Origin of the sequence: Micromonospora sp. NPDC049274, from assembly GCF_040678875.1 — a bacterium.
In the GTDB taxonomy this organism is placed as follows: domain Bacteria; phylum Actinomycetota; class Actinomycetes; order Mycobacteriales; family Micromonosporaceae; genus Micromonospora.
Genome location: NZ_JBFAQS010000016.1, coordinates 103,615 through 114,515, shown reverse-complemented (window position 1 = coordinate 114,515; position 10,901 = coordinate 103,615). Strand labels below are relative to the sequence as shown.

General features: G+C 70.7%; 8 protein-coding genes. 3 read left to right on the top strand and 5 right to left on the bottom strand.

Going from position 1 to position 10,901, the window contains the following annotated elements; genetic code table 11:
- Nucleotides 1-239 precede the first annotated feature (239 nt).
- Genes AB0K10_RS26045 through AB0K10_RS26035 form a run of 3 tightly spaced genes read right to left on the bottom strand, consistent with a single transcriptional unit; the run spans nt 240 to nt 3,671 of the window.
- Nucleotides 240-1,004, bottom strand: coding sequence for a succinate dehydrogenase/fumarate reductase iron-sulfur subunit (locus AB0K10_RS26045; protein ID WP_363687601.1), 765 nt, complete (start codon nt 1,002-1,004; stop codon nt 240-242).
- The gene (locus AB0K10_RS26040; RefSeq protein ID WP_363687599.1) at nt 1,001-2,938 is read right to left on the bottom strand and encodes a fumarate reductase/succinate dehydrogenase flavoprotein subunit; all 1,938 of its coding nucleotides are present in this window, start codon (nt 2,936-2,938) and stop codon (nt 1,001-1,003) included. The genes AB0K10_RS26045 and AB0K10_RS26040 overlap by 4 nt, the downstream gene beginning before the upstream one ends.
- Before the next feature lies 1 nt (nt 2,939).
- Nucleotides 2,940-3,671, bottom strand: a complete 732-nt coding sequence (locus AB0K10_RS26035) for a succinate dehydrogenase cytochrome b subunit (RefSeq protein ID WP_363687597.1) — start codon at nt 3,669-3,671, stop codon at nt 2,940-2,942.
- 35 nt (nt 3,672-3,706) lie between these two features.
- Here AB0K10_RS26035 and AB0K10_RS26030 point away from each other — a divergent pair, with 35 nt between their 5' ends.
- Nucleotides 3,707-4,636 (top strand): LysR family transcriptional regulator, encoded by a 930-nt coding sequence (locus tag AB0K10_RS26030; protein WP_363687595.1) that lies wholly within the window; start codon nt 3,707-3,709, stop codon nt 4,634-4,636.
- Nucleotides 4,637-4,801: 165 nt separating this feature from the next.
- A complete protein-coding gene (gene rfbB, locus AB0K10_RS26025) occupies nt 4,802-5,842 on the top strand; it encodes a dTDP-glucose 4,6-dehydratase (protein ID WP_363687593.1) in 1,041 nt (346 codons plus the stop codon).
- Between the two features lie 42 nt (nt 5,843-5,884).
- Here rfbB and hrpA read toward each other — a convergent pair whose 3' ends face one another.
- The gene (gene hrpA / locus AB0K10_RS26020) at nt 5,885-9,958 is read right to left on the bottom strand and encodes an ATP-dependent RNA helicase HrpA (RefSeq protein WP_363687591.1); all 4,074 of its coding nucleotides are present in this window, start codon (nt 9,956-9,958) and stop codon (nt 5,885-5,887) included.
- 121 nt (nt 9,959-10,079) lie between these two features.
- Here hrpA and AB0K10_RS26015 point away from each other — a divergent pair, with 121 nt between their 5' ends.
- The gene (locus AB0K10_RS26015; protein ID WP_363687589.1) at nt 10,080-10,448 is read left to right on the top strand and encodes a cytidine deaminase; all 369 of its coding nucleotides are present in this window, start codon (nt 10,080-10,082) and stop codon (nt 10,446-10,448) included.
- 25 nt (nt 10,449-10,473) lie between these two features.
- Here AB0K10_RS26015 and AB0K10_RS26010 read toward each other — a convergent pair whose 3' ends face one another.
- Nucleotides 10,474-10,833 (bottom strand): YciI family protein, encoded by a 360-nt coding sequence (locus AB0K10_RS26010; RefSeq protein WP_363687587.1) that lies wholly within the window; start codon nt 10,831-10,833, stop codon nt 10,474-10,476.
- Nucleotides 10,834-10,901: the final 68 nt, after the last annotated feature.

Genomic DNA, 10,901 nt, shown 5'->3' with positions numbered 1-10,901 from the left:
CTACGGCGGCCGAGGATCAACCCGCTACGGCGGCCGAGGATCAACCCGCTACGGCGGCCGAGGATCAACCCGCTACGGCGGCCGAGGATCAACCCGCCGCGGCGGCCGAGGATCAACCCGCTACGGCGGCCGAGGATCAACCCGCCGCGGCGGCCGAGGATCAACCCGCCGCGGCGTCCAAAGACCAGACCGCCGTGACCCGGGGCGCGGGTTACGGCGGTCTGGATGAAGCGGTGGTGTCAGGCGCCTGGGGTGTTGCCGGCGCCCTTCGTGGTGGCCGCGAGGTAGTCGCGGTTGAGGCGGCCGATGGTGTTCAGCGGGATGCCCTTCGGGCAGGCCACCGTGCACTCGCCGGCGTTCGTGCAGCCGCCGAAGCCGGCCTCGTCGTGCGCGTCGACCATGCCGATCACCCGGGTGTAGCGCTCCGGCTGGCCCTGCGGCAGCAGCGAGAGCTGGGTGAGCTTGGCGGCGGTGAAGAGCATGCCGGAGCCGTTCGGGCAGGCCGCCACGCAGGCGCCGCAGCCGATGCAGGCGGCCGACTCGAAGGCGGCGTCCGCGTTGGCCTTGGCGACCGGGGTGGAGTGCGCCTCGGGCGCGCTGCCGGTCGGCGCGGTGATGTAGCCACCGGCCGCGATGATCGTGTCGAAGGCGCCCCGGTTGACCACGAGGTCCTTGATGACCGGGAAGGCGCTGGCCCGCCACGGCTCGATGTCGATCGTCTCGCCGTCGGTGAACTGCCGCATGTGCAGCTGGCACGCGGTGGTGCCGCGCTGCGGGCCGTGCGCGTCCCCGTTGATCATCAGGCCGCACATGCCGCAGATGCCCTCACGGCAGTCGTGGTCGAACGCCACCGGGTCCTCGCCGGCGAGGATCAACCGCTCGTTGAGTACGTCGAGCATCTCCAGGAACGACATGTCCGGGGAGACGTCGTCGACCGGATAGGTCACCATCCGACCCTTGTCCTCGGGGCCCCTCTGGCGCCAGATGCGCAGGGTCAGGTTCACTTGTAGCTCCGCTGCGTGGGGTGGACGTATTCGAACTTCAGGTCTTCCTTGTGCAGCACCGAGGGCTCACCGGTCGCGGTGAACTCCCAGGCCGCCACGTACGCGAACCGGTCGTCGTCGCGCTGCGCCTCGCCGTCGGGGGTCTGGTGTTCGGCCCGGAAGTGGCCGCCGCAGGACTCCTCGCGGTGCAGGGCGTCGACGCACATCAGCTCGGCCAGCTCGAAGAAGTCGGCCACCCGGCCGGCCTTCTCCAGGGACTGGTTGAGCTCCTCGCCGGTGCCGGACACCTTGACCCGCTGCCAGAACTGCTCGCGCAGGGCACGGATCTCGTCGATGGCCTTGCGCAGCCCGGCCTCGCTGCGCTCCATGCCGCAGTGCTCCCACATGATCTGGCCCAGCTCGCGGTGGAACGAGTCCACGGTCCGGTCGCCGTTCACCGCCAGCAGCCGCTGGATGCGGTCCTCGACGTCGGTACGTGCCTCGACCGCCGCCGGGTGGCTGGCGTCGACCTTCTCCAGACCGCCCGCCGCCAGGTAGTTGGCGATCGTGGTGGGCAGCACGAAGTAGCCGTCGGCCAGGCCCTGCATCAGCGCCGAGGCGCCGAGCCGGTTCGCGCCGTGGTCGGAGAAGTTCGCCTCGCCGATCACGAACAGGCCGGGGATGCTGGACTGGAGGTCGTAGTCGACCCAGAGGCCGCCCATCGTGTAGTGCACGGCGGGGTAGATGCGCATCGGCACCTCGTACGGGTCCTCGCCGGTGATGCGCTCGTACATCTCGAAGAGGTTGCCGTACTTGGCCTCGATGGCCTTGCGGCCGAGCCGGTCGATCGCGTCGGCGAAGTCGAGGTAGACGCCGAGCTTGGTCGGCCCGACGCCCCGGCCCTCGTCGCAGACGTTCTTCGCGGCGCGGGAGGCGATGTCGCGGGGGACCAGGTTGCCGAAGGAGGGGTAGATCCGCTCCAGGTAGTAGTCCCGCTCGTCCTCCGGGATGTCGCGCGGGTTGCGGTCGTCGCCCTTGGTCTTCGGCACCCAGACCCGGCCGTCGTTGCGCAGCGACTCGCTCATCAGGGTCAGCTTGGACTGGTGGTCGCCGGAGACCGGGATGCAGGTGGGGTGGATCTGCGTGTAGCAGGGGTTGGCGAAGTACGCGCCCTTGCGGTGCGCCCGCCAGGTGGCGGTGACGTTGCAGCCCTTGGCGTTGGTGGAGAGGTAGAAGACGTTGCCGTAGCCGCCGGAGGCGAGCACGACCGCATCGGCCATCTCGGTGGTGATCTCGCCGGTGACCAGGTCCCGGACGACGATGCCGCGGGCCTTGCCGTCGACGATGACCAGTTCCAGCATCTCGTGCCGGGCGTTCATCTCCACGTTGCCCAGGCCGATCTGCCGCTCCAGGGCCTGGTACGCGCCGAGCAGCAGCTGCTGGCCCGTCTGGCCCCGGGCGTAGAAGGTGCGCTGCACCTGGGCGCCGCCGAAGGAGCGGGTGTCCAGCAGGCCGCCGTACTCGCGGGCGAACGGCACGCCCTGGGCGACACACTGGTCGATGATGTTCACCGACACCTCGGCGAGGCGGTGCACGTTCGACTCGCGGGAGCGGAAGTCGCCGCCCTTGACGGTGTCGTAGAACAGCCGGTGCACCGAGTCGCCGTCGTTGCGGTAGTTCTTCGCCGCGTTGATGCCGCCCTGTGCCGCGATGGAGTGCGCGCGGCGCGGGCTGTCCTGGTAGCAGTAGGACTTGACGTGGTAGCCCTGCTCGGCAAGCGTCGCCGCGGCCGAACCGCCGGCCAGGCCGGTGCCGACCACGATCACCGTCATCTTGCGGCGGTTGGCCGGGTTGACCAGCTTGGCCTCGAAGCGGCGGGTCTCCCAGCGCTTCTCGACCGGGCCGGCGGGAGCCTTCGTGTCGGCGATCGGGTCGCCCTCGGTGAAGAGTTCCATGTCAGGACACCAATCCGGTGAGAACGGCGAACGGGACCACCAGGTATCCGGCGCAGAGCCCCACGGCGAGGACGAGGGCGCCGGCGCGCGCCCGGCGCTCGCCCCGGGGCGTCTGCTGGCCGAGGCTGCGGAACGCGCTGAAGGCGCCGTGGCGCAGGTGGAAGCCCACCGTGACGATCGCCAGGGTGTAGAAGAGCGTGACGTACCAGCGCTCCGGCGCGAAGTCGGCGACGACATTTCCGTACGGGTTGCTGGCGTCGCCCTGTGGGTTCAGGTGACCGGTGGTCAGGTCCAGGATGTGGTAGATCACGAAGAGCAGGATGATCACGCCACCCCAGCGCATGGTGCGGGCCGCGTAGCTTCCCCGGACCTTCTTGCGGTGGGCGTACTTGACCGGGCGGGCGGCGCGTGCGCGTCGGGCCAGCACGGTGGCGGCGACGATGTGGGCCACCACGGCGACGGTGAGCACGGTGCGCTGGATCCACAGGTACCAGGTGTGGGGCAGCAGCGGCGTGCCGATGTCGCGCAGCCAGTGCGCGTAGTGGTCGAACGAGGTCTCCCCCGTGAAGATCTTCAGGTTCCCCAGCATGTGCACGATGAGGAACAGCACCAGCAGGATGCCCGTCACCGCCATGACGGCCTTGAGACCGACGTTCGAGCGGATGGGCGACCGAGTTTTCGTGATTACCACGAGACCGACGCTAGGAGCACTTCGATCAGTCGTCCAATGCATCAAAGTCGCAGTGTTGATAGCCGTAGGCTATGTAGATGCAGCTCCATCAGCTCCGGTACTTCGTTGCGGTGGCCGAAGTACGACATTTCACCCAAGCCGCCGACATCGTGGGCATCACGCAGCCGTCGTTGAGTAAGCAAATTCACGCGCTGGAGGCCGACCTCGGGGCTCCGCTGTTCGAGCGGGTAAGGGGCAACATCGCCCTCACGGCGGCCGGCGAGGTGCTCCTTCCGCTGGCGACCCGGATCCTCGCCGACGTCGAGACCGCGACGCGGGAGGTGCAGGAGTTGGTCGGGCTCCGGCGGGGCCGCGTCCGGCTCGGTGCGACCCCGAGCCTGGCCACCTCGCTCGCCCCGCCGGTGCTGCGCCGGTTCCGCGACGCGCACCCCACCGTCGACCTCCGCGTCGAGGAGGGCGGCTCCCAGGACCTCGTCCGGAACCTGCTCCGCGGAGATCTCGACCTAGCCCTGATCATCATGCCAGCCGGGGGCGCGGACCCGGGGCTGCGTGTCGATCCGATCCTGCGCGAGAGCCTGGTCGTCGCCTCGGTGGGGGAGGTGCCGACCGCCTCGGCCACCGGAGAGTTGCACATCACCGACCTGCGCGACCAGCCGATGGTGATGTTCCGGGAGGGCTACGACCTGCGCGACGCCACCATCCAGGCGTGCCGCGAGGCGGGCTTCGAACCCACCTTCGCGGTGGACGGCGGCGAGATGGACGCGGTGCTCAGCTTCGTCGAGGCGGGGCTCGGCGTCGCGCTGGTGCCCGGCATCGTGCTGGCCCGCAGGCCCGGGGTGCACATCACGCCGCTGGCGCCGCCCGGGGTGCGCCGGACCATCGCCGTGGCCCGTCGGCGGGACGTGGTGCCGACGCACGCCGGCCGCGAGCTGCGGCGGATCCTGCTCGACTACGTCCAGTCCGCGATCGACAACGACGACCTCCCACCGGGGGTCGATCCCCGCTGATCGGGCCCGGTAAGCGACCCGATGGGGCAAAACGCGCTCAAGGTCGGAATATTACCGTCGGTGGCAGAGATGGTCACCTAAGGTGGGTTCTTGCGCGGGGCAAAAGCCCCATTCAACGCAGCGAGCTCGCCGGTGTGCGCTTGACGCCGGGCAGGAGGGTCACACATGAGGATCCTGGTCACCGGAGGCGCCGGCTTCATCGGTTCGCACTTCGCGCGCAGTCTGCTCGGTAGCGGTTACGCCGGGTTCGAGCACTGCGACGTCACGGTGCTCGACAAGCTGACGTACGCCAGTGATCGGGCCAACCTGCCGGCCGCGCATCCCCGCCTGACCTTCGTGCGCGGGGACATCTGCGACAGGCAGTTGCTCGCCGACGTGGTTCCCGGCCACGACGCGGTGGTGCACTTCGCCGCCGAGTCGCACGTCGACAGGTCCATCGACGATCCCGCCCCGTTCTTCGAGACCAACGTGATGGGCTCCCATCTGCTGCTCGCCGCCTGCGCGCGCAGTGGCGTCGGCCGGGTCGTGCACGTCTCCACCGACGAGGTGTACGGCTCGATCAGCGAGGGCTCCTGGAACGAGACATGCGTGCTGGAGCCCAACTCCCCGTACGCGGCGTCCAAGGCGGCCAGTGACCACATCGTCCGCTCCTACTGGCGCACGTACGACGTGGACGTCTCCATCACGCGCTGCGCCAACAACTACGGGCCGTACCAGCACGTGGAGAAGGTGATTCCCCGCTTCGTCACCAGCCTCCTCACCGGCCAGGACATCACCCTGCACGGTGACGGCAGCGCGGTGCGCGAGTGGCTGCACGTCGACGACCACTGTCGGGCCATCGCGCTGGTCCTGGCGAAGGGCCGCGCCGGCGAGGTCTACAACATCGGCGGAGACGTCGAGCTGACCAACCGGGCGCTCACCGAGCGGATCCTGCGGCTGGCCGGCGCCGGCTGGGAACGGGTCCGGCACGTGCCCGACCGCAAGGTGCAGGACCAGCGGTACTCGCTGGATTACCGCAAGATCTCCGAGGAGCTGGGCTTCGAGCCGCAGATCCGGTTCGCGGAGGGACTGAGCGAGGTCTTCCACTGGTACCGGGAGAACCGAGCCTGGTGGACGCCCACCGCCGCGGAGTCCCGCGCCGCCGCGCTGACCAGCTCGGTGCGCGGCGTCCCGGCGAGCCGGGGGCTTTCCGTGCAGGCGCGCTGACGGCCGGCTCGGCCCCGGCCCACCCGCCCCTCCCGCACCAGCTCAGCGGCCCTCCGCGTCGTCCATCGCCCGGTAGATCCGCTGTTCGGAGACGGGGTACGGGGTGCCCAGCGCCTGGGCGAAGACGTTCACCCGCAACTCCTCGATCATCCAGCGGATCTGCCGGACGGCCGGCTCCTGCCGGCGGGCCGGCGGGAGGGCGGCGAGCAGGTCGTCGTACTCCTTCTGCACCGCGGCGATCCGGTCCTGCTGCTGGCGGTCGCGCTGCGGGTTGCCGCCCAGGCGGTCCAGCCGGCGCTCGATGGCGGTGAGATAGCGCAGCAGGTCGGGCAGGCGGGCGTACCCGGTCTCGGTGACGAAACCGGCGTGCACCAGTCCGGCGAGCTGCTTGCGGATGTCGGCCAGCGCGGCCACCACGGCGAGGTTGCGGGTGGCGCCGAGGCGCTGCTCCACGGCGTACGCGGCGGCGAGGACCTTGCGGACCCGGTCCATGACCTCGACCACCGTGTCGACCAGGTCGGCGCGAACCTTCTCCCGCAACGCCGCGAAGCCCTCGGCGTCCCAGGCCGGCCCGCCGGCGTCGCCGATCAGCCGGTCGATGGCCGCGCCGGCCGCGTCCTCGATCAGCTCCTGCACACCGCCGTGCGGGTTGCGGCTCAGCGCCAGCTTCGCCTCGTTGCTGAGCCGGCCCTGCAGGAACCGCGCCGGGGACGGGACGGTGAGCCGCAGCAGCCGGCGGGTGCCGGCCCAGTGCGCCGCCTCCGCCTCGGCGGGGGAGTCGAACACCTTCACCCCGACCGTGGCGCCCTCGTCGACGAGCGCCGGGTACGCGGTCACCGCGTAGCCGGCGCGCACCTGCTCGATGGTCCGCGGCAGCGTGCCGACGCTCCACTCCCGCAGCCCGGTACGGGCGATCTCCGGCGCGGCGGCCGCCACCACCTGGCGTACCTCCTGGCGGAGTTGACGTTGCAGGGTCGGTAGGTCCTTGCCCTCGGCGACAGGCTTCTCGTCGTCGCCGAGCACCCGGAAGGTCACCCGCAGGTGGGTGGGCAGCTTGGCCGGCTCCCAGGCGTCGCGGGGCACGGTGACGCCTGTCATCCGCCGCAGTTGGCGGGTGAGCGCATCCAGCAGCGACTCCTCGCCCGGGGTGATCGCGGCGAGCGCGGCGCGGGCGTAGTCCGGCACGGGCACGAAGTTGCGGCGGATCGCCTTGGGCAGCGAGCGGATCAGCGCGATCACCGTCTCCTCGCGCAGCCCCGGGACCTGCCACTCGAAGCTCTCCGCCGGCACCTGGTTGAGCAGCGGCAGCGGGATGTCCACCGTGACGCCGTCGTCCGGTGTGCCCGGCTCGAAGCGGTAGGTCAGTGGCAGACTCACCCCGTCGGCCTGCCACTCGTCCGGGTAGTCGTCCTCGTCCACCCCGGGCCGACCGTCGTTGACGAGCACGTCGCGGGTGAAGGTGAGCAGGTCGGGCTGGTCCCGGCGGGTCTTCTTCCACCAGCTGTCGAAGTGCCGCCCGGAGGACACGTCGGCGGGAATCCGCTGGTCGTAGAAGCCGAAGATGGTCTCGTCGTCGACCAGGATGTCCCGGCGCCGAGCCCGGCTCTCCAGCTCCTCGATCTCGGCGAGCAGCCGCTTGTTGTCCGCCCAGAACTGGTGGTGGGTCTGCCAGTCACCCTCGACGAGGGCGTGCCTGATGAACAGCTCCCGGCTCAGCGCCGGGTCGATCCGCCCGAAGTTGACCTTGCGGGAGGTGACAAGCGGGATGCCGTACAGGGTGACCTTCTCGTAGGCCATCACCGCGGCCTGCTTCTTCTCCCAGTGCGGCTCGCTGTAGCTGCGCTTGACCAGGTGCTGCGCGAGGGGCTCGACCCACTCCGGCTCGACCCGGCCGGCGATGCGGCCCCACAGCCGGGAGGTCTCCACCAGCTCGGCGGCCATCACCCAGCGCGGTGGCTTCTTGAACAACGCCGACCCGGGGAAGACCGCGAACTTCGCGCCCCGCGCGCCCAGGTATTCGTGTTTCTGGGTGTCCTTCAGGCCGATGTGCGAGAGCAGGCCCGGCAGCAGCGACTGGTGCACCTTCGGGGTGTCGATCTCCTCCGGCAGGTCCGCGCCGCCACGCCGGCTCGCACCCCGGCCGGCGTCCGCGTCGTCGGCGGTGTCGCGCGCCGGCCGCCCACCCCGCCGGTCGCCCTCCTGCTGCGGGGTACGCAGCACCTGGCGCAACTGGCTGACGATGTCCTGCCACTCGCGGATCCGCAGGTAGTTCAGGTACTCCGCCTTGCACATCCGGCGGAACGCGCTGGACGACAGCTCCCGCTGCTGTTCGCGCAGATAGCGCCACAGGTTGAGGTACGCGACGAAGTCCGACTCCTTGTCGGCGAACCGGGCGTGCGCCTGGTCGGCCTGGGCCTGCTTCTCCGCCGGTCGCTCGCGCGGGTCCTGGATGGAGAGCGCGGCGGCGATCACCAGCACCTCGGTGGCGCAGCCGTTGCGTTCACCCTCGACCACCATCCGGGCCAGGCGCGGGTCGACAGGCAACTGGGCCAGTCGACGGCCCAGCGCGGTGAGCCGCTTGGCCGGGTCGGCCTCGGTCGGGTCCAACGCGCCCAGCTCGTGCAGCAGGTTGACGCCGTCGGTGATGTTGCGCTTGTCCGGCGGGTCGATGAACGGGAACGCGGCCAGGTCGCCGAGCCCGATCGCGGTCATCTGGAGGATGACCGACGCCAGGTTGGTGCGCAGGATCTCCGGGTCGGTGAACTCGGGCCGGGACAGGAAGTCCTGCTCGTCGTAGAGGCGGATGCAGATGCCGTCCGAGGTACGCCCGCAGCGGCCCTTGCGCTGGTTGGCCGACGCCTGGGAGACCGGCTCGATCGGCAGCCGCTGCACCTTCAGCCGGCTGGAGTAGCGGGAGATCCGGGCGGTGCCCGGGTCCACCACGTACTTGATGCCGGGCACGGTCAGCGAGGTCTCCGCGACGTTGGTGGCGAGCACCACCCGACGCGAGGAGTGCGCGGCGAACACCCGGTGCTGCTCGGCGCTGGACAGCCGCGCGTACAGCGGCAGGATCTCGGTGCCGAGCAGCGAGCGCTTGGATTGCACCAGCTTGCCCAGCGCATCGGCGGTGTCGCGGATCTCCCGCTCGCCGCTGAGGAAGACGAGGATGTCGCCGGGGCCCTCGGCGGCCAGCTCCTCGACGGCGTCGCCGATCGCCTGGATCTGGTCGCGGACGTTCTCCTCGTCGGCGTCGCCGTCCTCCTCGCCCTCGGCGAGCTCGACCAGCGGCCGGTAGCGCACCTCCACGGGGTAGGTACGCCCGGAGACCTCGACCACCGGCGCGGGCACGCCCTGCGGCTCGTCGGCCGTTGGTGGCCCGGCGAAGTGCCGGGCGAACCTGTCGGTCTCGATGGTCGCCGAAGTGATGATCACCTTGAGGTCGGGTCGGCGGGGCAGCAGCTCGCGCAGGTACCCGAGGATGAAGTCGATGTTGAGGCTGCGCTCGTGCGCCTCGTCGATGATCAACGTGTCGTACTGGCGCAGCATCCGATCCGTCTGCAACTCGGCCAGCAGGATGCCGTCGGTCATCAGCTTCACCAGGCTGCGCTCGCTGACCTGGTCGGTGAAGCGCACCTTGTAGCCGACCACGTCACCCAGCTCGCTGCCCAGCTCATCGGCGATGCGGTCGGCCACCGTCCGGGCGGCCAACCGCCGGGGCTGGGTGTGCCCGATCAGACCGTGCACGCCGCGCCCCAACTCAAGGCAGATCTTGGGGATCTGGGTGGTCTTGCCGGAGCCGGTCTCGCCGGCCACGATCACCACCTGGTGATCACGGATGGCGGCGGCGATGTCGTCCTTGCGGTCGCTGACCGGCAACCCGGCCGGGTACGTGATCACCGGCACCGCCGCCCGCCGGGCGGCAAGCCGTTGCTCGGCCCGGGCCAGCTCGGCGGTGATCTCGGTCAGCGCCGCCTCCCGGCGCTGTGGGTCGCGCAGCTTGCGGGCACCGTCGAGGCGCCGCTGAAGCCGGCGTTGGTCGCGGAACATCAGGGGAGTGAGGCGGCGGTGCAGCTCGCGGACGGGATCGGTCGCGGCGGAGGCGGCTGGATTCTGCATGTCGTGCCCAAGGATAGGCAGCGCGGCGGCGGACCGCCCCTGGGTTACCCGCGCGAGGGGTCCGTCGGTGCTCGGACGGCGGTCTAGAGTTGCGGCCGACGTCGAGCGCTGGGGGGCCGGGATGGAGCTGCGGGACACCGACCGGGCGTTGGTGCAGGCCGCCACGGCGGTCGCCAAACTGCGGTGCCGCAGCCAGCGCCACACCGTCGCGTCGGCCGCCCGGACGGCCGACGGTCGGGTGTTCTCCGGCGTGAACGTCCGGCACGACAGCGGGGACACCTGCGCGGAGCTGGTCGTGATCGGCGCTGCCGCCACGCAGGGCGTGACCGAGCTGGAGACGATCGTCACGGTCGCCGACCGGGGCCGCGAGGTGGTCGCGCCGTGCGACAGCTGCGGCCAGGTGCTCGCTGCCTACTTCCCGTCGCTGCGGGTGATCGTCGGTGCGGCGGACGACCTGCGGGTGGTCGCGATCGAGGGCCCGCGCGGCTGACCGCCGAGGGCCGGCGCGGCTGGCCTCAGTCGCCCGCGGCCGCCTCCAGCATCGACCGGGGCATCGGCACGCTCTCGAACCGAACGGTGCCCTCCGGCACCATCCAACTCGTCACCCGTGCGACGAGCAGGCCGGCGCGGACGGCCGGGTCGTCGGCGTAGAGCCCGCGTACCTCCTCGGGGGAGATGGAGAACACGACGAACCCCCGCAGCTGGTCGTCGTCGGCGTCCAGCAGCGGCCCGGCCGCCAGCACCAGCCCCTGCTCCACGAATCCCGCCTGATGGGCCAGGTGGGCGCTCTGCACCCGGTCGAACGCCTCCGGTGGCAGGTCCGGCGGATCCGACGGCCGGACCAGGAGGACGACCGTGTGCCTGTCGAATCGCATGGTTCCACCCTATGGCCGGACTGAAGCGGAATGTTCCTCTTACGGGTGTCATCGGCGTTCTGTCGCAC